The 25889-nt window shown below is 73.7% G+C and carries 4 protein-coding genes; all 4 read right to left on the bottom strand.

What is annotated here, in order from left to right; translation table 11 throughout:
- Positions 1-3 precede the first annotated feature (3 nt).
- From AB0B14_RS14740 to AB0B14_RS14755, 4 genes are read right to left on the bottom strand one after another with little or no spacing between them, the layout of a single operon-like run.
- Positions 4-213, bottom strand: a complete 210-nt coding sequence (locus AB0B14_RS14740; protein WP_357073336.1) for an MbtH family protein — start codon at positions 211-213, stop codon at positions 4-6.
- Positions 210-10976, bottom strand: coding sequence for an amino acid adenylation domain-containing protein (locus AB0B14_RS14745; protein ID WP_357522710.1), 10767 nt, complete (start codon positions 10974-10976; stop codon positions 210-212). The genes AB0B14_RS14740 and AB0B14_RS14745 overlap by 4 nt, the downstream gene beginning before the upstream one ends.
- The gene (locus tag AB0B14_RS14750; RefSeq protein WP_357522711.1) at positions 10973-21379 is read right to left on the bottom strand and encodes an amino acid adenylation domain-containing protein; all 10407 of its coding nucleotides are present in this window, start codon (positions 21377-21379) and stop codon (positions 10973-10975) included. Before AB0B14_RS14750 ends, AB0B14_RS14745 begins: the two co-directional genes overlap by 4 nt.
- Positions 21376-25782 carry an amino acid adenylation domain-containing protein gene (locus AB0B14_RS14755; protein WP_357522712.1) on the bottom strand — a complete coding sequence of 1469 codons (4407 nt, stop codon included), beginning with the start codon at positions 25780-25782 and terminating at the stop codon, positions 21376-21378. The genes AB0B14_RS14750 and AB0B14_RS14755 overlap by 4 nt, the downstream gene beginning before the upstream one ends.
- Between the last annotated feature and the right edge of the window lie 107 nt (positions 25783-25889).

The raw sequence follows: 25889 nt of genomic DNA on the forward strand, positions 1-25889 counted from the left end.
CGGTCAGCGGTCGGCGTCGATCAGACTCTGCGGGCGCATGTCGGTCCAGTTCGCGTTGACGTAGTCGACGCAGTCCTGCCGACCGGCCGGGCCGTGCACGGTCCGCCAGCCGGCCGGCACCTCGGCGAAGACCGGCCAGAGGCTGTGCTGGTTCTCGTCGTTGACCAGCACCAGGAACGTGCCATCGGCGTTGTCGAACGGGTTCGTACTCATCGGATACTCCTCGTGCGGGTGTGCGTTACCAGGGTGTGCAGGGCCTCGAACCAGAGGTGGGCGAGATCGTCCACCGAGCCTTCGGGAAACACGCCGTCCGGCCAGCTCCAGGTGGCGACCAGCTGCGGGCCGGTCGCGCGGTCCTCGGTCTGGGCGTTCAGCACCAGTTCGTACGTCTCGGGCATGGCGTCGTCGGCGCCGTTCTCGGCGGCCTCCGCCTCGGGGGCGAACTCCCAGTCGGCGGCCTCCGGGAAGTCGAACCGTCCCATGTAGTTGAACTGGATCGGCGGATGCGGCAGCGCGGCCAGGGTGGGCGCGGTCACCGGGTTGAGGTAGCGCAGCAGGCCGTAGCCCATGCCGTTGTCCGGCAACTCGGCCAGGTGCTCGCGGACCCGCACCACCGCCTCGGCCACCGCCGCACCGCCCACCGACACGTCGATCCCGGCGGTGTCCAGGCAGACCGGGAAGACGTTGGTGAACCAGCCGACCGTGCCGGACAGGTCCGCCCCGTCCACCAGGTGCTCCTCCCGCCCGTGGCCCTCCAACGCGACGAGCACCGCGTCGCCCGCGCCGCCCTGCGCGGCCCGCCACCGGGTGACGGCCACCCCCAACGCGCCAAGCAGGACGTCGTTGACACCGGCGCCGAGCCCGGCCGGCACGCGGGTCAGCAGGGCCTCGGTGACGTCGGTGGGCAGGGTCAGGGTGATGTCGCGCAGGGTGCCGGCCACGTCGATCGCGGCGTCGAGCGGGCGGCGTACCGGCAACGGGTCGCCCCGCCGCACGATCCGCTCCCACCTCGGCAGCTCCGCCACCCGGGCCGGGTCCAACGCCCGCTCGGCGAGGCCTGTCGCCCAGCGGCGGAACGACGTGCCGGTGGCGGCGGTGAGCGGTGTGCGACCGGCGACCGCGTCCCGCCAGGCCGCGCCGATCTCGGGCAGCAGCACCCGCCACGAGACACCGTCCACGACCAGGTGGTGGACCAGCAGCAGCAGGCGGCCCGGCCGGTGCGGGCCGGCGTCCAACCAGGCGGCCCGGATCATCCCCCCGTGGTCCGGGTCGAGCCCGGCCTGCGCGACTGTCGCCTGCTCGACGACCGCGTCCCACAGGCCACGGTCGTCGAGGCCTGTCACGTCGACGCGTACCGTCCAGTCGGCGGCCCGCGACGAGCCCGGCGGCGGCACGGTCACCGACCAGTCGCCGGTGCGGTCCAGCCGGGCCCGCAGCAGGTCGTGCCGGTCGGCGACGGCCTGCAACGCGGCCAGCAGCGGCGCCCAACCCAGCCCCGCCGGGACCTGCACGACCGCGGACTGGTTGAACCCGTCGATCGGGCCGTCCACCTCGCGCAGCCAGCGCATCACCGGGGTCAGCGGGAACGACCCGACCCCGTCGCCGATCCGGCCGTCGGCCCGGTCGAGCACGGTCGCGACCAGGGCCAACCCGGCCACCGTACGCTCCGCGAAAACCTGCCGCGGGGTGAGCCGCAGGCCGGCGGCACGGGCCCGACCGACGAGCTGCATCGCGACGATGCTGTCACCACCCAACGCGAAGAAGTCGGCCTCGACATCCACCGAGGGCAGACCCAACACGGCCGTGACCACCTCGGCCAGGACACGTTCCCGGTCGGTCCGGGGGGCCCGGCCGGCGCCGCTCGTGCCGAGGTCGGGCGCGGGCAGCACGGCCCGGTCCAGCTTGCCGTTGGCCAGGGTCGGCAGCCGGTCGAGGCGGACCAGGGCGGACGGCACCATGTAGTCGGGTAGTTCGACGGCGACCGCGGCGCGCAACGCGGCCAGGTCGAGGCCGTCGCCGCCGACCACGTAGCCGGCGAGGAGGCGTACGCCGGGGCGGTCCTCCCGGGCGACCACCACGGCCTCGGTGACGCCGGGCTGCGCGGCGAGCACCGACTCGATCTCACCCAACTCCACCCGGAAGCCGCGGATCTTCACCTGTTCGTCGACCCGGCCGAGATACTCCACCCGACCGTCCTCGGTCCACCGCACCAGGTCACCGGTGCGGTACATCCGCTCACCCGGCGCACCGTACGGGTCGGCGAGGAAACGCTCGGCGGTCTGGTCGGGCCGGCCCAGGTAGCCACGCGCCAGGCCGGCCCCGGCGACGTACAGCTCGCCGGGCACGCCGGTCGGGGTGTGCCGCAGGGCCCGGTCCAGCACGTACGCGCGGGCACCCGCGACGGCTCGGCCGATCACCGGGGACGCGGTGTCGCCGATCCGGGCGGCGAGAGCGTCCACCGTCGCCTCGGTCGGGCCGTACAGGTTGAACGCCTCGGTGCCGGGCAACGCGCCGAGACGCTGCCAGAGCGCGGGCGGCACCGCCTCGCCGCCGACACCGACCACGGCGAGGGGACAGCGCCCGTCGCGGATCAGGCCGGCGTCGGCGAGTTGCGCGAAGTGCGAGGGGGTCAGCTCGATGAAGTCGATCCCCTCGGCCCGGATCAGCTCGGCGAGCTGCTCCGGGTCGCGTTGCAGTTCCTCGGTGACGATGTGCAGGGCGTGCCCGTCGAGCAGCCACAACTGCGGCTGCCAGGAGGCGTCGAACGCGAACGACCAGGCGTGCCCGACCCGCAGGTGACGGCGGCCGGTGGCGGCGCGGGCGGGCAGGTGCAACTGCGCGCGGTGGCTCCGGAACAGGTTGACCAGGTTGCGGTGGGTCACCACCACACCCTTCGGGCGTCCGGTGGAGCCGGAGGTGTAGATGACGTACGCCGGGTGTTGCGGGCGGGCCGGGCGTACCCGGTCGTCGTCGGTCAGGTCGTGCCCGGCGAGCGTGGCCAACGCCGGGTCGTCGACCAGGACGCGGTCGAGCCCGTCCGCGCTGACACCGACCCCGGTGGCGGTGAGCAGCACGGCGGGCCGCGCGTCGGCGAGCATCGCGGCGACCCGCGCCGGCGGGTAGGTCGGGTCCAGCGGCAGGTAGGCGGCACCGCACTTGAGCACCGCGAGGATCGCGGTGATCGCGTCGGCGGTGCGTGGCAGGGCGAGGGCCACCACGTCCTCGGCGCCGACCTCCCGGGTGGCCAGCAGCCGGGCCAGCCGGTTGGCGCGGTCGTTGAGGTCGGCGAACGTCAGGCGAACCGGGCCGCAGACGACGGCGGGCGCGTCCGGTGACTCGGCCACCTGCCGCTCGAACAGGTCCGCCACCGTCGGGTCGTCGCTCCCGGCGGGCGGCGGCGGGTTCCAGCCGGTGCGGTCCTCGTCCGCCACCAGGTCCAGGCGGCCCACCGCGCGGTCCGGGTCGGTGGTGAACGCGGTCAGGACGGCGGTGAGCGCGCCGACGAGTCGCCGGGCGACCGGCGGGGCGAAGAGATCGGGACGGAACTCCAGGCCCACCCGCAGCCGCTGGCCGGGGTCGACGACCCAGGTGAGCGGGTAGTGGGTGGCGTCGCGTCCGCCCGCGTCGACGGCGGCGAGCAGGCTCTCCGACCCGTCGTCGGCACGCTCCGGGTAGTTCTCGACGATCAGCAGCGTGTCGAACAGCTCACCGACCCCGGCCAGGCGCTGGACGTCGGCCAGCCCGAGGTACTGGTGGTCGAGCAGTGTGGACTGCTCGTCCTGGAGCCGGGCCAGCAGCCCGGCCACCGGCTCGGCCGGGTCGAGGCGCACCCGCACCGGCACGGTGTTGATGAACAGCCCGATCATCGACTCGACGCCGGGCAACTGCGCCGGCCGCCCGGAGACGGTGGCGCCGAAGACCACGTCGTCGCGGCCGGTGAGCCGACCCAGCACGATGCTCCAGGCGGCCTGGACCAGCGTGTTCAGCGTCAACCCCCGGGAGCGGGCCAGGCCGGTCAGGCGCGCGGTCACGGCCTCGGTCAGCTCCCGCTCGACCAGCTCGGGCACCGCCGGCTCGCGGTGCGGGTCGGCCGGGGCGAGCCGGGTGGCGTCGGTGACCCCGGCCAGCGCCGTCCGCCACGCCTCTTCGGCGGCGGACCGGTCCTGCCCGGCCAGCCAGGCGAGGAAGTCGCGGTACGGCGGCGGGGCGGTGCCACTCTCGACGCCCGCGTACAACTCGGCGAGCTGGTCCAGCAGCGGCCCTCGGGACCAGCCGTCGAGCAGCATGTGCTGGTGGGTGAGGATCAGCCGGTACGCGTCAGGAGTGCGCACCAGCATCATCCGCAGCAGCGGGGCGACCGCCGGATCGAACCGGCGGCCCTCCTCGGCGAGGCAACGCTGCCACGCCTCCTCCTGCCGCGCGGCCTCCAGATCGGACAGATCCGCCTCGGCCCACGGCAGCGTGACGCCCCGGTGCACCACGGCGACCGGTCGGCCGGAGTCGAGCTGGTGGAACGACGTCCGCAGGTTGGCGTGCCGCTGCACAAGTGCCTGCGCGGCGGCGCGCAGCCGGGTCGGGTCGACGGGGCCGGGCAGGTCGAAGACCATCTGCACGGTGTAGAGGTCGAGGCCGTCGGCGTCGAACGCGGCGTGGAAGAGCAACCCGGTCTGCAACGGTGAGAGCGGCAGCACCTCCGCCACGTCCAGGCCCCGCCCGGCGATCTCGGCGGTCTCGGCGTCGGTGAGCGTGACGAGCGCACCGCTGCCGCTGGTGGCGGTGAACGCCGACCCGGCGGCGGCGGCCAGCGCGGCAGGCGTCCGCAGGTGGAACACCTGCCGCAGGGTGAGCGACAGACCGGCGGCGCGGGCCCGGCCGACCAACTGGATCGAGATGATGCTGTCGCCGCCGAGGCTGAAGAAGTCGTCCTCGACGCCCACCGTGGGCACCGCCAGCACCTGCGCGAACAGGTCGACGAGCACCTGTTCGCGCGGGTTGCGCGCGGCCGTGCCGGTGCCCGCCGCGGCGAGGTCGGGGGCGGGCAGGGCGGCCCGGTCCAGTTTGCCGTTCACCGAGACCGGCAACGCGTCCAGGACGACGAATGCCGACGGCACCAGGTGCGCGGGCAGCAGCGTCGCGAGCCGGGCGCGCAACGCCGCCTCGTCCAGGGTGCCGGCCACGGTGAGGTACGCGACCAGGTGTGCGACACCCGGCCGGTCCTCGCGCAGCAGCACCACCGCCGAACCCACCTCGGGCTGTGCGGTCAGCGCGGCCTCGATCTCGCCCAGCTCGACGCGCAGCCCACGGATCTTCACCTGGCCGTCGCCCCGGCCGAGGAACTCGAGCACCCCGGGCGCGCTCCAGCGCACCTGGTCGCCGGTGCGGTACATGCGGGTGCCGGGAGGGCCGTACGGGTCGGCGACGAAGCGGTCGGCGGTCAGGTCGGGTCGGCCCCGGTAACCACGGGCCAACTGCATGCCGGAGAGGTAGAGCTCACCCGGCACCCCCACCGGCACGGGGCGCAGCCCGGCGTCGAGCACGCTGACCCGGGTGTTCCACACCGGCGCACCGATCGGGACCGTGCCGGTGCCGGTGCCGCGCTCGGCGGGCCACGCCGTCACGTCGACCGAGGCCTCGGTCGGGCCGTACAGGTTGTGCAGGGCGGCGCCGGGCAGCACGTCCCGGCACCTGTCGGCGAGGACGCTGGGCAGCGCCTCGCCGCTGCACAGGACGCGGCGCAGAGTGGTGCAGCCGGCCGCGTCCGGCTCGGCGAGGAACGCGGCGAGCATCGACGGGACGAAGTGCACGGTGCTGACCCGTTCCCGTTGGATCACCTCGGCGAGGTAGACCGGGTCGCGGTGGCCGTCCGGCCGGGCGATGACCAGGGTGGCCCCGGTGCCCAACGGCCAGAAGAACTCCCAGACCGAGACGTCGAAGCCGGCCGGGGTCTTCTGCAACACCCGGTCGCCCACGCTGAGGCCGTACTCGTGTTGCATCCAGCGCAGCCGGTTGACGATGCCGGCGTGTTCGATCTCGACGCCCTTGGGCACCCCGGTGGAGCCGGAGGTGTAGATGACGTACGCCGGGTGCCGGGGGCCGGGCGGGCGCAGCCGCACGTCCGGGTCGTCCAGCGGTCCGTCCAGCACGATCGGTGCGTCCGCGTGGGGCAGCCCGGCGACGCGCGACGCGGTGCCGCCGACGGCGAGCACCGCGACGGGCCGCGCGTCGGCGAGCATCGCCGCCAGGCGCGCGTCCGGGTGGTCCAGGTCCAGCGGCAGGTACGCGGTGCCGGCCCGCCCGGCCGCGAGGATCGCCACGACCAGCTCGACCGAACGCGGAAGGGCCAGCGCGACGACTGTCTCCGGTCCGGCGCCGACGGAGGCGAGCACCCGGGCCAGCCGCTCGGTGCGCGCGTCCAGTTCGCGGTAGGTCATCTCGACACCGTCCGGGTCGACGAGCGCCACCGCGTCGGGGGTCGCCGCGACCTGTGCGGCCACCAACTCCGGCAGGGTCGCCGCGGGCAGTTCGCGGACCGCACCGGTCCCGGCGGTCCGGATCGCCGCGCTCCCGGCCCGGTCGAGCAGGCCGACCCGACCGACCGGGGCGTCCAACCCGGTGACCAGTTCGTCCACGACCGTGACAAGTGCCGTGGCGAGCCGGGCGGCGTACGCGGCGTCGAACAGGTCGGGCCGGTACTCGACGGCGAGGTGCAGGGTCGGGCCGGGCTCGGCGATGAGCGTGAGCGGGTAGTGGGTGGCGTCGTGCCCGTCGGTGCCGGTGACCGGCAACCCGTCGTCGTCGGCGTCGCCGTCCGGATAGTTCTCGAAGACCAGCAGGGTGTCGAACAACTCGCCGTGCCCGGCGACGCGCTGGATGTCGGTGAGGCTGAGGTACTGGTGTTCCATCAGCGCGGACTGCTCGTCCTGGATCCGGTCCAGCAGCGCGTGGGCGGGCTCGGCCGGGTCGATGCGCACCCGCACCGGCACGGTGTTGATGAACAGCCCGATCATCGACTCGACACCTGGCAACTGCGGTGGCCGCCCGGAGACGGTGGCACCGAAGACCACGTCGTCGCGGCCGGTGAGCCGGGCCAGCAGCAGCGCCCAGGCGGCCTGCACGATGGTGTTCACGGTCAGACCACGGGCGCGGGCGTTCGCGGTCAACGCCGCCGTCCGGTCCGCGGGCAACTCCACCTCGGCCACCTCGGGAGCCAGCGCGGCACGGCGGCCGTCGGCGGACGCGACACGGGTGGGTTCGGCCAGGCCGCCGAGCGCGGCGGCCCAGGCGTTCTCGGCGGTCCGCCGGTCCTGCCCGGCCAGCCAGGCGAGATAGTCCCGGAACGACCGGCCGGTCACCGGCGCGGTGTCGCCGTCGCGGTACAGGGCGGACAGCTCGGCCAGCAGTGGTCCCCGGGACCAGCCGTCCAGCAGCAGGTGGTGGTGGGTGAGCACGAGCCGGTGCGCGTCCGGGCCGGTACGCACCAGGGCCAGGCGCAGCAACGGCGCGACGGCCGGATCGAAACGGCGGCCCTGCTCGGCGAGGAGCCGCTGCCAGGCCACCTCCCTCGCGTCGGTGTCCACCTCGGACAGGTCGACGTCGGTCCACGGCACGGCAACGGTGGCCGGGACGACGCTGACCGCCGTGCCGGACCCGAGGTGGTGGAACGAGGCGCGCAGGCTGGGCTGCCGGTCGAGCAGCGCCTGACCGGCGGCGCGCAGGCGGGTGGCGTCGATCGGCCCGGTCAGGTCGACCACCATGCGGACGGTGTAGACGTCCGGGCCGGCGTCGTCGAGCAGGCTGTGGAACAGCAGGCCGGTCTGCAACGGCGAGAGCGGCAGCACCTCGCGGACGTCGACGCCGAGGCCGGCCAGTTCGCGCCGGTCGGCCTCGGTGAGGGTGACCAGGGACAGGCTCGACGGCACCGCGTCGGCACCGGTCACGGTGCCGGCGACGGCCACCAGCCGGGCCGGGGTGCGCTGGAGGAACACCTGACGCGGGGAGATCAGCAGGCCGGCGACCCGGACCCGGCCGACCAACTGCATCGACATGATGCTGTCCCCGCCGAGGGCGAAGAAGTCGTCGTCGATGCCGACCGCGGGCACCCCCAGCACCTCGGCGAAGACGTCGCAGAGCAGCTTCTCGCGGGGAGTCCGGGGTGTGCGCCCGCTGTCGGCGGTGAACTCCGGGGCGGGCAGGGCGGCCCGGTCCAGCTTGCCGTTCACCGACACCGGCAGCGCGTCCAGGGCGACGAACGCGCCGGGCACCATGTAGTCGGGCAGCGTGGCGGCCACTTCCGCCCGCAACCGGCCGAGATCGGTGCCGCCGACGACGTACGCGACGATCCGCTTGACGCCACCGTCGGTCCGCAGCACCACGGCGGCCTGCCGGACGCCCTCCTGGCGGGCCACGACAGCCTCGATCTCGCCGAGTTCCACCCGGAACCCGCGGATCTTGACCTGGTGGTCGACGCGGCCGACGAACTCCAACGCCCCGTCCGGGGACCAGCGCACCAGGTCGCCGGTGCGGTACATCCGGCCGCCGGGCGCGGCGAACGGGTCGGGCAGGAAGCGCTCGGCGGTCAGGCCGGGCCGGTTGTGGTAGCCGCGGGCCAGGCCGAGACCGCCCAGGTACAGCTCGCCGACGATCCCGGGCGGGACCGGGTTCAGGCCGCTGTCCAGCACGTACGCCAACTGCCCCGGATCCGGGTAGCCGATCGGCACGGTGCCGGTGGCGACCGGCGCGCACTCCCACAGGGTCGCGTTCACGCTCGTCTCGGTGGGCCCGTACGCGTTGAACATGCGCCGGCCGGCGGCGAACCGCTCGGCCAGCCGGGCGGGCACCTCCTCGGTGCCGACGAGCATGGACACCCCGAGCGGCAGCCGGCAGTCGGCCGGCAGCGCGCTGAGCACCGACGGCGGCAGGGCCAGTTGGGTGACCTCGTGCTTGGTGAGGTAGTCGACGAGCGGCGCGCCGGGAACGCGCAGTTCGGCCGGGACCACCACGAGCGCACCACCGGACAGCAGCGCCTGGCACAGCTCCCAGTAGGCGAGGTCGAAGCTGGGCGACGCGAAGAGCAGCACCCGACTGGCCTGCGTGACACCGAGCCGGCGCCGCTGGGTGGCGAGCAGCTTCGCGACGCCCTCGTGGGTGACGACGACGCCCTTGGGTCGCCCGGTCGAACCGGACGTGTAGATGACGTACGCGGCGTCCGCGACGGCGGGCGCGACAGGCGTCACGTCCGGGCCGGACGCGGCCACGTCCACCACCGGACGGTCGCCGGGCAGCGCGTCGGCCAGCTCGGCGCGGGTGACGACGCAGGCCGGCGCGGCGTCCTCCAGCATGTAGCGCAGCCGGTCGGCCGGGTAGTCCAGGTCGAGCGCGAGGTAGGCGGCACCGGAGCGCAGCACGCCGACAAGCGCGGTGACCAGGTCGACGGAGCGGGGGAGTGCCACCGCGACGACCTGGCCGGGGCCGACCCCACGGGCGGCCAGCGCCCGGGCCAGCCGGTCCGAACGCACGGCCAACTCGGCGTAGCTGACCTGCTCGTCCTCGCAGATCACGGCGATGTTCTCCGGGTACGCCGCGACCATCTCGGCGAACTGCCGGGGGAAGGTGGTGGCGACGATGCCGTCCGTGCTGCCGTTCCACTCGGTGCGGACGGCCGCACGCTCGGCCGGGTCGAGGATGTCGATCCGGCCGACCGGGGCCGCCGGGTCGGCGGCCAGCCCGGTGACGACGCGGACCAGCCGGTCGAGAATGGTGCGGGCGGCGTCGGCGTCGAACACGTCGGCGCGGTGCCGGATCTCCAGGTTGATCCGCGAGCCCGGCTCGGCGACAAGCACCAGCGGATAGTGGGTGGCGTCCTCGTCCTGCGCCTCGGTGACCCGCAGCCCGGGCACCGGCTCGGCGGCGTCCGGACTGTCCGGGTAGCTCTCGAAGACGGTGAGGGTGTCGAACAGCTCGCCGTGCCCGGCCAGCCGTTGGATGTCGGCCAGCCCGAGGTACTGGTGCTCCATCAGCGCGGCCTGCTCGTCCTGTACGCGCACGAGCAGGTCGCGGGCCGGCTCGGCCGGGTCGATGCGGACCCGCACCGGCACGGTGTTGATGAACAGGCCGATCATCGACTCGACGCCGGGCAACTGCGGTGGCCGCCCGGAGACGGTGGCGCCGAAGACCACGTCGTCGCGGCCGGTGAGCCGGGCCAGCAGCAGACCCCAGGCCGCCTGCACCACCGTGTTGACCGTGACGCCGAGGGTACGCGCGAGGTCGGTGAGTCGGCCGCTCAGCTCGGCGGGCAGCGCGGTCTCCACCGAGCCGGGGACGACCGGCTCGGGCGTGGTGCCGGCGGGTGCCATCCGGGTCGGTTCGTTCAGCCCGGCGAGCGCGTCCCGCCAGGCGGCGGTGGCCGCGTCCCGGTCCCAGCGGGCCAGCCACGCCAGGTACGCCTTGTACGGGGTGACCGGCGGCAACGAGCCCGGCTTGGCGTACAGGTCGAGCAGTTCCCGCACGAGCAGCGGCGCGGACCAGCCGTCGAGCAGGATGTGGTGGTGCGTGATGGTGAGGCGGTGTAGCGCGTTCCCGAGTCGGGTCAGCGTCATCCGCAGCAGCGGCGGCCGGGCCATGTCGAAGCGTTGGTGCCTGTCGGCGGCGGCGAGCCGGTCGAGTTCGGCGGCGCGTTCGGCCTCGGGCAGGCCGCTCAGGTCGTGCTCGGCCCAGGGCAGCCGGGCCCGGGTGGGAATCGCGGCGACGGTGCTGCCCCTGGCCGTACGCCGGAACCCGGCCCGCAGGTTGGCGTGCCGGTCGAGCAGCGCCTGCCCGGCGTCGCGGAGCCGGACGGTGTCCAGCGGCCCGGTCAGGTCCAGCGCGGTCGACACGGTGTAGACGTCGGGGGCGTCGGTGTCGTAGAGCGCGTGGAAGAGCAGCCCCTCCTGCAACGGCGTCAGTGGCAGGACGTCCTCGAGCCCGGTCTTCTTGGTCACTGCGTCTCCCACTCGGACTCGAGGTCGGCGAACTCGGCCTCAAGGCTGTCGATGTCGGCCTGGCTCACCTCGACCAGGCTCAGGTCGGACGGGGTGTAACCCCCGGATCCCGGGTCGGCGGCGAGCGCTCGCAGCGCCTCCTGCCAGCGGCGGGCCAGCTCACGGACCTGCTCACCGGTGAGCAGGTCCCGCGGCCAGGTGAAGGTCGCGGCGAGCCGGGGCCCGTCGGCGTGGTCCTCGGCGGTCGCGTTGATCTCCAGCGGGTAGTCGGCGGGCATGCCGTCGTCGGCGCCGCCGCCCCAGCCCTCGCCGGCCGGTTCCCACGGGCCCTCGTCGGCGTTCCCGGCGGCGAACCGGCCGAGGTAGTTGAAGCCGATCAGAGGCGGGCCGTACCCGGCGAGCACGCCTGCCGTCTCGGGGTTGAGGTGGCGCAGCAGGCCGTAGCCGACGCCGTTGTCCGGCGCCGCCCGCAACCGCTCCTTGATCGTCTTCAGGGCGTCACCGGGGTGCTCCGCACCGAGGTCGAGTCGGACCGGGTACTCGCTGGTGAACCAGCCGACCGTGCGGGACAGGTCGGCGCCGGCCACCAGGTGCTCCTCGCGGCCGTGCCCTTCGAGCATGACCAGCCAGCCGGCACCGCCGGCCCAGTCGCGCAGCGCCAACGCGAGCCCGGTCAGCAGCACGTCGCCGACGCCGGCGTGGAAGCCGGCGGGCACCGTGGTGAGCAGCGGCTGGGTCTCCTCCGGTGGCAGCTCGATGGTGATCTCGTCGCAGGTGCCGGTGCGGTCGCGGGCCGGGTCGAGGGGTCGGCTGCCCAGCGCGGCGCGCGGCCCGGCCAGAACCTCGGTCCAGTACGGCAGTTGCGCCACCGTCCGTGGGTCGCGGGAGAGGCCGTCGAGTTCCCGGGCCCAGCGGCGGAACGAGGTGCCGGTGGGCGGGAGGGCGATCGGGGTGCCCGCCTGCCGGGCCGCCCAGGCGGCGGCGAGGTCGGGCAGCAGGATCCGCCAGGACACCCCGTCCACGGCGTAGTGGTGCACGACGAGCAGCACGTGCCCGGGTTCGAGCAGCACCGCCTGGAGCATGACACCCCGGGCGGGGTCGAGCCGGTCGCGGGCCGCGGCGGCGATCGCGGGCAGGTTCTTCTCGTCGTACGAGGTCACCCGCACGACGTCGACCGGCGCACCGGGCTCGGGGATCCGCACACCGTCCTCGGTCACCCGGGCGCGCAGCAGGTCGTGGCGATCGACGAGCGCCTGCACCACCTCGGCCAGCCCGGCCGCGGTGAGCCCGGCCGGGGCGTGCAGCAGCATCGACTGGCTGTATCCGGTGGTCGGGCCCCGCACCTCGGCGAGCCAACGCATCACCGGGGTGAGCGGTGCGCTCCCGTACGCCTCGCGCGGGTCCTCGGCCACCGTGGTGTCGACGGTGGCGGTCTGGGCCAGCCCGGCCGGGGTCTTGTGCCGGAACACGTCCCGGGGGCTGATGCCGAGGCCGGCCGCGCGGGCCCGGCTGACCAGTTGGATCGAGACGATGCTGTCGCCACCCAGGGCGAAGAAGTCGTCGTCGATGCCCACCGACGGCAGGCCCAGCACCTCGGCGAACAGGTCGCACAGGTGTTGTTCGCGGCTGTTGCGGGCGGCCGTGCCGCCGACCAGCTCGGAGAAGTCCGGGGCGGGAAGTGCCGCCACGTCGAGCTTGCCTGCGATGGTGCGGGGCAGCGCGTCCACCTCGACGAACGCCGAGGGGATCATGTAGTCCGGCAACGTGGCGCGCAGCCGGTCCAGGTCGACGGGTCCACCCACGACATAGGCGACCAGCCTGCCGTCGCGGAGCACCACGGCGGCCTGGCCGAGGGCGGCCTCGATCTCGCCCAGCTCGATGCGGAAGCCGCGTACCTTGACCTGTCCGTCGGCGCGGCCGGCGAACTCCAGCACCCCGTCGCGGTTGACCCGGGCCAGGTCCCCGGTGCGGTACATCCGCGCACCGGCCGGACCGTACGGGTCGGCCACGAACCGCTGCGCGGTGAGCCCGGCCCGGTTGAGGTACCCGTGCGCCAGCCCGGCTCCGGCGACGTACAGCTCACCGAGGACGCCCGGGGGCACCGGTCGCAGTCCGGCGTCGAGCAGATAGGTGCGCATGTTGGCCAACCGGTACGCGGCCCGGTCCGGGCCGTGCCATCCGTAGGCGTCCACGGACGCCTCGGTGGGCCCGTACAGGTCGTGACAGGTCAACCCGGGCGTGGCGCAGACCTGTTGCCACAGTCGTTCGTCGATCGCCTCGCCACCGACCAGCAGCACGCTCAGGCCCGCGTCCAACAGCCCGGCCGCGACCAGCTCCCGCAGATAGGTGGGCGTCACGTCCAGCACGTCGAGGTGGTGGCGACGGACGTAGGCGACCAGCGCGGCGTCGTCGCGGTACTCGTCCTCGTCGAGGACGTGCAGGGTGTGCCCGTCGAGCAGCCAGAGCAGCGGCTCCCAGGACCCGTCGAAGGTGAACGACGCGACGTGCGCCACCCGACGCCGGGGGCCGGCCATCAGCCGCTCGCGATGCGACGCGAACAGGTTCACGATGCCCCGGTGGGGGACCACCACACCCTTCGGCCGGCCCGTCGACCCCGACGTGAAGATCACGTACGCGGGGACGTCGGCCCGGGGGCGGTCGGGGTTGCCGATCGGGCCCTCGAAGAGGGTGGCCTCGTCGAGCAGCAGGTGGGCGTGGTCCGGCGGCAGGGGAGTGTCGCCGGTGGTGAGCACCAGCGTCGGCGCGGCGTCGTCGAGCATCGCGGCGATCCGGTCGGTCGGCTGGTACGCGTCGAGCGGCAGGTACGCCGCACCCGCCCGGAGTACGCCCAGGATCGCCGGGACGGTGAGCGGGCGCGATACCGCCAGCGCGACCAGGGCACCCCGGCCGACGCCGCGTCCGGCCAGCACGCCGGCCAGCCGGGACGACCACCTGTCCAACTCGGCGAACGTCCACGACCGGCCACCGGAGACCAGCGCCACGGCCGCCGGTGTGGTCGATGCCTGCGTCTCGAACAGGTCCACGATGGACCCCGGCGGTGTGGTCGCGTCGGCGTCGACGGCGAGCAGCAGGTCCCGTTCGTCCTGGCTCAGGACGTCGATTCGGCTGACCACCGCCGACGGGTCGGTGGCGACCGTGGCGAGGACCCGCTGCAACCGTTCGACAAGGATCTGGGCGGACGCGCGGTCGTACCGGTCGGTGGCGAATTCGAGGCTTCCCTCGATGCCGCCGTCCGGAGCGTCGGCGAAGTCGAAGGAGAGGTCGAACATCGCCGTACGGTGTCCGACGGGTTCGGGCGTCCCGGTCAGCTCGGCGAGTGTCCAGGTGTCGCCCCCGCCCGGCAGGTAGGAGACCATCGTCTGGAACAGCGGGTGCCGGCCCAGGGACCGGACCGGGTTCAAGGCCTCCACGAGGTGTTCGAACGGCACGTCCTGCCTGTCGAAGGCGGCCAGGTCGGTCTCCCGCACCCGGGCCAGCAACTCGCGGAACGACGGGTCACCCGAGGTGTCGGTGCGCAGCACCAGCGTGTTCACGAAGAACCCGACGAGGTCGTCCAGGGCGGTGTCCGGTCGGCCCGCCACCGGTGCGCCCAACGGCACATCGGTGCCTGCGCCCAACCGGGACAGCAACACCGCCACCGCCGCCTGCACCACCATGAACAGGGAGGTCCCGGTCGATCGGGCCAGCTGCCGGAGGTCGCGGGCCACCGCGTCGGGCAGGACGAAGTCGACGAGGTCACCCCGGTGACTGGCCTGCGCCGGGCGGGGCCGGTCGGCCGGCAGGTCCACCTCGTCGGGCAGCCCGGCCAGGGCCTCCCGCCACGCCTGCACCTGGTCGGTCAGGTCGGCGGACTGCTCGCGTTGCCAGAGGGCGAAGTCGGCGTACTGCACGGGGAGCGGTCGGAACGCCGGGGCGTGTCCGGCGCGGCGTGCCTCGTACGCGGCGGTGAGGTCGGCGCGCAACGGTTCGTCGGACCATTCGTCACCGGCGATGTGGTGCACCAGCAGGAGCAACACGTGCTCGTCCGGTGCCACCCGGAACACGTCGACCCGCAGCGGCGGCTCCCGATCGAGCGCGAACGCGTGCTCGGCGGCGGCGTCGACGTCGCCGCCCTCGTGGAACGCGACCGGGACGGCATCCGGTGGGAGGATGTGTTGGTAGGGGGTCCCGTCGACGTCCGGGAAGACGGTGCGGAGGGTTTCGTGGCGGGTGACCACGTCGCCGATGGCCGCGACCAACGCGTCCGGGTCCAGTCGGCCGCGCAGCCGCCAGGCGATCGGGATGTTGTACGTCGGGTTCGGCCCTTCGAGCCGGTAGAGGAACCACAGCCGTTGTTGGGCGTACGACAGTGGCACCCGGTCCGGGCGTGCTCCGGCCACCAGCGGTGCTCGGCTCGATCCGACAAGTCTCGGTAGTAGTCCTGCCACGGTCGGTGTGTCGAAGACCGCGCGGACCGGCAGCTCGACACCGAGGACGGCCCGCACCCGGCCGGCGAGGCGCATGACCAGCAGCGAGTGGCCACCGAGGGCGAAGAAGTCGTCGTCGATGCCCACCGATGGCAGGCCCAGCACCTCGGCGAACAGGTCGCACAGGTGTTGTTCGCGGCTGTTGCGGGCGGCCGTGCCGCCGACCAGCGTGGAGAAGTCCGGGGCGGGCAGCGCGGCCACGTCGAGCTTGCCTGCGATGGTGCGGGGCAGCGCGTCCACCTCGACGAACGCCGAGGGGATCATGTAGTCCGGCAACGTGGCGCGCAGCCGGTCCAGGTCGACGGGTCCACCCACGACATAGGCGACCAGCCGGCCGTCGCGGAGCACCACGGCGGCCTGGCCGAGGGCGGCCTCGATCTCGCCCAGCTCGATGCGGAAGCCGCGTACCTTGACCTGTCCGTCGGCGCGGCCGGCGAACTCCAGCACCCCGTCGCGGTTCCATCGGGCCAGGTCCCCGGTGCGGTACATCCGGGCACCGGCCGGGCCGTACGGGTCGGCCACGAACCGCTGCGCGGTGAGCCCGGCCCGGTTGAGGTACCCGTGGGCCAGCCCCGCTCCGGCCACGTACAGCTCACCGAGGACGCCCGGGGGCACCGGTCGCAGTCCGGCGTCGAGTAGGTAGGTGCGCACGTTCGCCAACCGGTACGCGGCCCGCTCCGGACCCTCCCATCCGTAGGCGTCCACGGACGCCTCGGTCGGCCCGTACAGGTCGTGACAGGTCAACCCCGGCGTCGCGCAGACCTGCTGCCACAACCGTTCGTCGATCGCCTCGCCGCCGACGAGCAGCACGCTCAGGCCCGCGTCCAAAACCCCCGCCGGCACCAACTCCCGCAGGTAGGTGGGCGTCACGTCGAGCACGTCGATCCGCTGGTCACGCAGCCGCGACACGAGAACACCCGCGTCGCGGTACTCGTCGTCGTCGAACACATGCAACGCGTGCCCGTCGAGCAGCCAGAGCAACGGTTCCCACGACCCGTCGAACGTGAACGACGCGACGTGCGCCACCCGACGCCGGGGGCCGCCCATCAGCCGCTCCCGATGCGACGCGAACAGGTTCACGATGCCCCGGTGGGGGACCACCACACCCTTCGGCCGGCCCGTCGACCCCGACGTGAAAATCACGTACGCGGGATCGTGTGCCGACGGCGCACCCACGAACGGCTCCGCCTCCGGCGCCGCCGAACCCACCACCAGCCGAGGGCCCGACCAGGGCACGTCGGTGTCCCCGGTGGCGACCAGGATCGCCGGCTGCGCGTCGTCGAGCATCGCCGCGATCCGGTCGGTCGGCTGGTACGCGTCCAGCGGCAGGTACGCCACACCCGCCTTGAGCACGCCCAGGACCGCCGGGACGGTGAGCGGGCGGGAGGTGGCCAGCGCGACGAGGCCCCCGGCGTACGAGGCCAGCGCACCGGCGAGCCGCGACGACCAGTCGTCCAACTCGGCGTACGTCCAGGAGCGTCCGCCGGAGACCAGGGCCACCGCCTCGGGGCTGGCCGCCGCCTGCGCGACGAACAGGTCCACGATGGAGCCAGGCGGGACCGGTGTGGTGGCCGGCACGGCCAGCAGCCGGGAACGCTCGGCGGGGGCGAGCACGTCGATCCTGCTCACCACCGTCGACGGGTCGGTGGCGACGGTGGCGAGGACCTGCTGCAACCGCTCGACGAGGGTCTGGGCGGACGAACTGTCGAACCGGTCAGTGGCGTACTCCAACTCGCCTCGGACGCCGCCGCGGGTCTCGAAGAAGTCGAAGGACAGGTCGAACATCGCGACGTGCTGGCGTACCCGCTCGGTCTCGACGCGCAGCGACCCGAGGTGCCAGGCGGCGTCGGCCTCGCCGAGGTAGGAGACCATCGTCTGGAACAGCGGGTGCCGGCCCAACGACCGGACCGGGTTCAGCGCCTCCACGAGGTGTTCGAACGGCACGTCCTGCCTGTCGAAGGCGGCCAGGTCGGTCTCCCGCACCCGGGCCAGCAATTCGCGGAACGACGGGTCACCCGAGGTGTCGGTGCGCAGCACCAGCGTGTTCACGAAGAACCCGACGAGGTCGTCCAACGCGGCGTCCGGCCGACCCGCCACCGGTGCGCCCAACGGCACATCGGTGCCTGCGCCCAACCGGGACAGCAACACCGCCACCGCCGCCTGCACCACCATGAACATGGAGGTCCCGGTGGACCGGGCCAGCGCACGCAGCCGTTCGGTCACCTCGGCGGGCAGCGTGAAGTCGACCACGTCGCCACGGTTACCGGCCTGCGCCGGGCGGGGCCGGTCGGCCGGCAGGTCCACCTCGTCGGGCAGCCCGGCCAGGGCCTCCCGCCAGCCGTCGACCTGCGCGGTGAGCGCGCCCGACTCGGCGCGCTGCCACAGCGCGAAGTCGGCGTAGTGCACGGGCAGCGGCGGGAACGCCGGCACCAGCCCGGCGCAGCGGGCGGTGTAGGCGGCCACGATGTCGCGGCGCAGTGGCACATCCGACCACTCGTCGCCGGCGATGTGGTGCAACAGCAGCAGCAACACGTGCTCGTCCGGTGCGATCCGGAAGAGCTGGGCGCGCAGCGGCGGCTCGTGGTCGAGGCGGAATCCGTACCCGCCGATCTCGGCCAGCCGCCCGGGGAGGTCCGCCTCGGCGATGTCCGTCACCGGCACCGCGACCGGTGCGGCGGGCAGGACCCGCTGGTACGGCTCGCCGCCGTCCTGCTCGCCGAAGATGGTGCGGAGGGTTTCGTGGCGGGTGACCACGTCGCCGATGGCCGCGACCAACGCGTCCGGGTCCAGTCGGCCGCGCAGCCGCCAGGCGATCGGGATGTTGTACGTCGGGTTCGGCCCTTCGAGCCGGTAGAGGAACCACAGCCGTTGTTGGGCGTACGACAGTGGCACCCGGTCCGGGCGTGCTCCGGCCACCAGCGGTGCTCGGCTCGATCCGACAAGTCTCGGTAGTAGTCCTGCCACGGTCGGTGTGTCGAAGACCGCGCGGACCGGCAGCTCGACACCGAGGACGGCCCGCACCCGGCCGGCGAGGCGCATGACCAGCAGCGAGTGGCCACCGAGGGCGAAGAAGTCGTCGTCGATGCCCACCGACGGCAGGCCCAGCACCTCGGCGAACAGGTCACACAGGTGTTGTTCGCGGCTGTTGCGGGCGGTCCGACCCACACTCGACGCGGCGAAGTCCGGGGCGGGCAGCGCGGCCACGTCGAGCTTGCCTGCGATGGTGCGGGGCAGCGCGTCCACCTCGACGAACGCCGAGGGGATCATGTAGTCCGGTACCGTGGCGCGCAGCCGGTCCAGGTCGACGGGTCCACCCACGACGTAGGCGACCAGTCTGCCGTCGCGGAGCACCACGGCGGCCTGGCCGAGGGCGGCCTCGATCTCGCCCAGCTCGATGCGGAAGCCGCGAACCTTGACCTGTCCGTCGGCGCGGCCGGCGAACTCCAGCACCCCGTCGCGGTTGTACCGGGCCAGATCCCCGGTGCGGTACATCCGACTGCCGGCCGCACCGAAGGGGTCGGCCACGAACCGCTGTGCCGTCAACCCGGCCTGATTCAGGTATCCGTGGGCCAGCCCCGCCCCGGCCACGTACAGCTCACCGAGCACCCCCGGCGGCACCGGCCGCAGGGCGGCGTCGAGGACGTAGGTGCGGACGTTCGCCAGTCGGTACGCCGACCGCTCCGGGCCGTGCCACCCGTACGCGTCCACGGACGCCTCGGTCGGCCCGTACAGGTCGTGACAGCTCAACCCCGGCGTCGCGCAGACCTGCTGCCACAACCGTTCGTCGATCGCCTCGCCACCGACCAGCAGCACGCTCAGGCCCGCGTCCAAAACCCCCGCCGGCACCAGCTCCCGCAGGTAGGTGGGCGTCACGTCCAACACGTCGATCCGCTGCGTACGCAGGTGGCCGACAAGCGCGGCGGCATCGAGGTAGACGTCCGAGTCGACGACGTGCAGGGTGTGCCCGTCGAGCAGCCAGAGCAGCGGTTCCCACGACCCGTCGAAGGTGAACGACGCCACGTGCGCCACCCGACGCCGGGGGCCGGCCATCAGCCGCTCCCGATGCGACGCGAACAGGTTCACGATGCCCCGGTGCGGCACCACCACACCCTTCGGCCGGCCCGTCGACCCCGACGTGAAGATCACGTACGCGGGGTCGTCCGCCGACGGCCCCGCCACGAACGGCTCTGCCTGCGGCACCGCCGAGCCCACCACCAGCCGAGGGCCCGACCAGGGCACGTCGGTGTCCCCGGTGATGACCAGGATCGCCGGCTGCGCGTCGTCGAGCATCGCGGTGAGCCGGTCGGTCGGTTGGTTCAGGTCGAGCGGCAGGTACGCCGCGCCGCTGTCGAGCACGCCGAACACCGCCGGCACGGTGAGCGCCCGTGGCAACGCGAGCGCCACCCGGTCGGTACGCGTGACGCCGCGCTCGTGCAACGCCCCGGCCAGGCCGGCAGCCCAGCGCTCCACCTCGGCGAAGGTCCACTCGCGTTCGTCCGCGACGAGAGCGACAGCGGTGGGCGTCCGGGCCGCCTGCTCGTGGAACAGGGCGCTGACCGTGGTGTCGGGCACCGGCCTGGCGGTGTCGTTCCAGCCCCGCAGGACGCGGTCCCGTTCCACCGGGGTCAGCACGTCGACGGCGGCGAGGGGCGCGTCCGGGGCGGCACAGATCCGGGTCAGCACCAGGGTCAGCCGGTCCAGGAGCGTCGCGGCGGCGTCGGGGTCGATCAGGTCGGCGCGGTACTCCAGATCGAGGTGCAGCCGGTGGCCGGGACGCGCGGTCAGCGTCAGCGGGTAGTGCGCGCAGTCGCGGACGTCCGCGCCGGTGACGCGTACGCCGTCTGCCGGCGCCGGCAGCGACTCGCCCAGCGGGTAGTTCTCGAAGACCGTCAGGGTGTCGAACAACTCGCCGTGCCCGGCCAGCCGCTGGATCTCGGCCAACCCGAGGTGCTGGTGCTCCATGAGCCGCACCTGCCCGTCCTGCAGGCGGCGCAGCACTGTCGCCACCGGCGCGGCCGGGTCCAGGGTGATGCGTACCGGAATGGTGTTGATGAACAGGCCGATCATGGTGTCGGCGCCGGGGAGGTCCGGCGGACGCCCGGCGACCGTCGCGCCGACCACGACATCGTCGCGGCCGGTCAGCGCGCCGGCCACGATGCCCCAGGCGCCCTGGACGATGGTGTTCAGGGTGAGCCCACGGGCACGGCCGAGGGCGGTGAGCCGAGTGGTCGCCTCGACCGGGAGGTCACGCACGAGGCGCTGCGGAACGACCGCGTGGGCCGGCGGACGGCCAGCGAGGAGGGTCGGCCCGTCCAGCCCGGCCAGTGCCGCGCGCCACGCGGCCTCGGCCGCCGGGCGGTCCTGGGCGGCGGTCCAGGCGAGGTAGTCGCGGAAGTCGGCGGGCTCCGGCAGCGGGTCGCCCCGGTAGAGGGCGATCAACTCGTCCAGCAGCAGCGGCACCGACCAACCGTCGAGCAGCAGATGGTGGTGGGTGAGCACGAGCCGGTGCCGGTGCGGACCGAGGCGGACCAGGGTCATCCGCAGCAGCGGCGCGGTCGCCGGGTCGAGCCGGGTCGAGAGGTCCGTGTCGAGGAAGCCGGGGAGGTCGTCCTCGGTCAGGGTCAGGGTGGCCCAGGGCAGCGGCACGTGCCGGGGCACCACGGCCACCGACTGCCCGTTCTTGCGGCGGCGGAACGCCACCCGCAGGTTGGGCCGACGATCGAGCAGGGCCTGCCCGGCTGCCCGCAGCCGCTCGGCGTCCAGTGGCCCGTCCAGGGCGACTGTCAACTGTCCGGTGTAGACGTCCGGGCCGTCCGCGGCGAGATGCGCGTGGAACAGCAGCCCTTCCTGGAGCGGGGTCAGCGACAGGATGTCGGCGATCCCGGAGGCCTGCCCGGGGGTGGCGGTCGCGGTCACGAGAGCTCCCATTCGGCCTCGAACTCGTCGATCTCGTCCTGGCTGAGCGTCAGCGTCAGGTCGGACGGGGTGAGCCCGCCGGCGGCCGGGCCGCGGGCGTGCACGACGAGCGCCTCCAGCGCGGCGAACCAGGTCGCGGCCAGGTCGGCCACCGCCGCGTCGTCCAGCAGCTCACGCGGGTACGCCCAGGTCACCCCCAGCTCCGGGCCGGCAGTGGTGTCCTGCACGTAGGCGTTGATCTCCAAGGCGTACGGCGCGACGGGCATGCCCAGGTCGAACCCGCCGGCCAGGATGCCGTGCCCGGCCACCGGCGTCCAGCTCCCACCGTCGCCGGACGAGGCGGTGAACCGGCCGAGGTAGTTGAAGCTGACCTGCGGGGCGGGACGGGCGGCCAGCTCAGGCTCGGTGTCCGGGTTGAGGTAGCGCAGCATCCCGTACCCGATGCCGTGGTCCGGGATGGCCCGCAGCTGCTCCTTGAGTCGCTTGAGCGCGGTGCCGGCGCTCGGACCACCGGCCAGCGCCTCGGCGATGTCGACGTCACCGGGGTCGAGGCGGACGGGGAAGACTGTGGTGAACCAGCCGAGCGCCGGAGTGAGGTCGGCGTTCGCGACGACCTGCTCCTCCCGGCCGTGCCCCTCCAGGGCGATCAGCACCGAGCGCTCGGCGCCCTTCCCGTGCCGGGTCCGCCAGTCGATCATCGCCAGGGCCAGCGCGGTGAGCAGCACGTCGTTGATGCCGGCGTGGAAGGCGGCGGCGACAGTGGTGATCAGGGGCTCGGTGGTCGCGGCGGGCAGCCGCACGGTGTGCCGGGTGACAGTGGCGAGGTCGTCCACCGGCCGCAGCGGACGCCGCGTCAACGCCGGGTCCGCGCCGGTCAGGATGCGCTGCCACAGCGCCAGTTCCGCGGTGCGTTCCGGCCGCCGGGCCGCCTCGGTGAGGGCGGTGGCCCACCGCCGGAAGGACGTGCCGGTGCGTTCCAGGACCGGGGTACGCCCCGCCGTCCGCTGTTCCCAGGCGGCGGCGAGGTCGGCCGGCAGGATCCGCCACGAGACGCCGTCCACGATGCTGTGGTGGAGGACCAGCAGCAGCCGGCCCGGCGCGGAGGGCCCGCGGTCGAACCAGACGGCCTGGGCCATCACCCCCCACTCGGGGTCGAGCCGGCCGGCGGCGGCCTGCTCCTCGGCCTCGAACACCGCGCCGGGTTCGGCCCGCCGCAGCCACGGCCGGGCGGCGCCGCGCGGCGCGACGTGCAGCCGGCCCGGCGTCGTCGGGGTGGCGCGGACCAACCGCGAGCGCAGCAGGTCGTGCCGGTCGGTGAGCGCGGTCAACACAGCGGCCAGGTCGGCCTCGGTGGCTCCGGCCGGCGTGGCGAGCACTATCGACTGGCTGAACGCGTCGATTCCGCCGCCGGTCTCGTCGAGCCAGCGCAGGATCGGCGTGAACGGGATGTCGCCCACCCCGTCGTCGGGCTGGTCCCGGGCGCCGGTGTCGAGCTCGGTGACGGCCTCGGCCAACGCGGCCACCGTCCGAAGCTCGAACACCTGACGTGAGGTGCAGACCAGCCCGACCGCGCGGGCGCGCAGCACGAACTGGATGGAGACGATGCTGTCCCCGCCCAGGCTGAAGAAGTCGTCCTCGATGCCGACCCCGGGGACGCCCAGGACGTCCGCGTACAGCTCGCAGAGCACCCGCTCGCGGGGCGTGCGGGGCGCGGTGCCGGTGGCCTGGGCGGCGTAGTCAGGTGCGGGCAGCGCGGCCCGGTCGAGTTTGCCGCTGGTCAGCACCGGCAGGCGGTCCAGCAGCACGAAGCCGGTCGGCACCATGTAGCTGGGCAGCCAGGACTCGGCGTGCAGACGCAGCGCCTTCACCAGGGCCGCCGGATCGGCGACCGCGGTCAGGGTGTTGGCGTGCGCGACCGCCGCGCCCCGACGGTAGGCGCGGCGGGGCTCGGTGCCGCGTTCGAAGACGACGTCCAGGTCCCCGCTTGTCGAGGAGCCGTCCCAGGTCACCACGGCGTGGTAGCCGGCTGCGTCGGCCAGCGCGTGGAAGTCCTCGACGGACGGGGCGTCGTGCCCGCCCAGGCGCGCGTTCGGCACCGCGGTGACCCGCAGCCGCCGCGGGCCGGCGGTCAACTGCTTCCGGACGTCGTCCAGGTGCCCGGCCCAGGCGTACGTCGTCTCGGGTGTGGGCGCGGGCGCCGCCTCGGTGGTCAGCACCACGTCGTAGCGGTAGCCGCTCAGCTCGTTGTCGTAGCCGCCCCGCTTGACCCACACCTCGGCGCCCCGGATCGATCCGGTCGGCAGCGTGGCGAAGTAGTCCGGGTCGAGCAGCAGCTCCCGTTCGGCGCGGACCGCCGCCTCGACGGCGGCGTCCACCGCGGCGGGGGCCACGCCACGGCTGGTCTGGATCGCCTCGTGCAGCGCCCGGTGCAGGCGCAGGTTGCGGACGTCTCCGACGAAGATCACACCGCCGGGGGCGAGTCGCTCGGCCGCCTCGCGCAGCACGCCGCTCAGGTAGTCGGCGCTCGGGAAGTACTGCACCACCGAGTTGATGACGACCGTGTCGAACCAGCCGGTCGGCACCCCCGTCAGGTCGTGCGCCGGTTGGGCGCGCAGCGTGACCCGTTCGGCGAGCCCGGGAATCGTCGACACCGCGGCCCGTAGCGTGTCGATGGCCTGCTCGGAGAGGTCGAGTCCCCAGTAGCTCTCGCACTCCGGGGCGAGTCGCGACAGCAGCAACCCGCTGCCGACACCGATCTCCAGGACGCGCCGGGGTCGCAGCGACCGGATCCGGTCGACAGTGGTGTCCCGCCACTCGCGCATCTGCTTCAACGGAATGGGCGAGCCGTCGAAGCTGCTGTTCCAGCCGGTGAAGTTCTCGTCGAAGCGCTCGACCCGGCCGGCCTGGTAGAGCAGTTCGTGCAGTTCCTTCCACTCGGCGACCTGGCTGTCGGCCCGGTCCTGCGGTGCCTCGTCCTCGCTCGGTACGACGTAGGCCGCCAACCGCACGTCACCCGGGCGGTCCTCGCGGGCCAGCACGGTGACCTGGCCGACGTTCGGGTGGCGGGCCAGCACCGACTCGATCTCGCCCAACTCGATGCGGTATCCGCGCACCTTCACCTGGTCGTCGACCCGCCCGAGGAAGTCCAGCCGTCCGTCCGCCCGCCAGCTCGCCACGTCACCGGTGCGGTACATCCGTCGGCCGGGTGGGCCGTACGGGTCGGCGAGGAACCGCTCGGCGGTCAGGTCCGGCCGGTTGACGTAGCAGCGGGCCAGGCCCGGACCGGCGAGGTAGAGCTCGCCTGGCACACCGGGCTCCACCGGCCGCAACGTGTCGTCGAGCAGGTAGGCGTCGGTGCCCGGGTCGGGGCGTCCGATCGGGACCGAGGAGCTGTCGATCCGCTCCGGGTCACACTCACCGAGCGTGGAGTTGACGGTGGCCTCCGTCGGGCCGTACGCGTTGAACATCCGGCGATCCCGTGCCCAGCGGGCGACCAACTCCGGCGACACCCGTTCGGTGCCGGCCAGCAGGATGCCCGGTGGCAGGTCACACTCCGGGGGCAGCGCGGCCAGCAGCGCCGGCGGCAGGATCATGAAGTTGGCCCGGTGCCGGATGGCGTACTCGGTGAGGGCCGGCCCGGCGACGCGGCGCTCGGCGGGGACGATGACCAGTCGCCCACCGGAGAGCAGGGCCAGGCAGAGATCCCAGAACGCCACGTCGAAGCTCGGCGAGGCGAAGTGCAGGACCCGGACGTCGGGGGTTAACCCGAACCGTTCGAACTGGGTGGAGAGCAGCTTGGCCACGCCGGTGTGGGTGAGCAGCACCCCCTTGGGGCGGCCGGTCGAGCCCGAGGTGTAGATGACGTAGGCGGCGTGCTCGACCCGCAGGCCGGGCCGTTCGGGGTCGTCGGTCGACGCGTCCGCCAGCTCGGCGACGACCTCGGGGGCATCGAGCAGCAGCCGGGGCACACCGTCGTCGCGCGGCAGCCGGTCCGCCGCCTCGGAGGTGGTGACCAGGCAGACCGGTCGCGCGTCGCCGACCAGGTAGGCGAGCCGCTCGGCCGGGTCGGCCGGGTCCAGCGGAAGGTAGGCGCCGCCGGCCTTCAGCACGGCCAGCTCCGCCACGATCATGTCGACCGAGCGCGGCACGGCGAGCCCGGCCACCCGATCCGGGCCCAGACCCCGGGCGACGAGCAGGTGCGCCAACCTGTTGGCCCTGGCGTCCAACTCGGCGTAGGTGACCTCGACGTCCTCGAAGACCACCGCCACCGCGTCGGGGTCACGGCGAGCCGTCCGCGCGAACGCGTCCGGGAGGGTGGTGGGGGCGACGGTCAGCGGGCCGCCACTGGAGAGTGCCGCCCGGGCCGCCACGGTGCCGCCGGTGCTGCCACCGATGATCTGCATACAGTCGCTCCTGATGGGCCGGGGCGGTCGAAGTCGGTAAGGTAAGGCTGGCCTAAATGTCCGGATTCGAGGCGCGGCGGAGCCGGGGCTCGGCCCGTCGGCGCGAG

Source organism: Micromonospora sp. NPDC049171 (assembly GCF_040648275.1).
In the GTDB taxonomy this organism is placed as follows: Bacteria; Actinomycetota; Actinomycetes; order Mycobacteriales; family Micromonosporaceae; genus Micromonospora.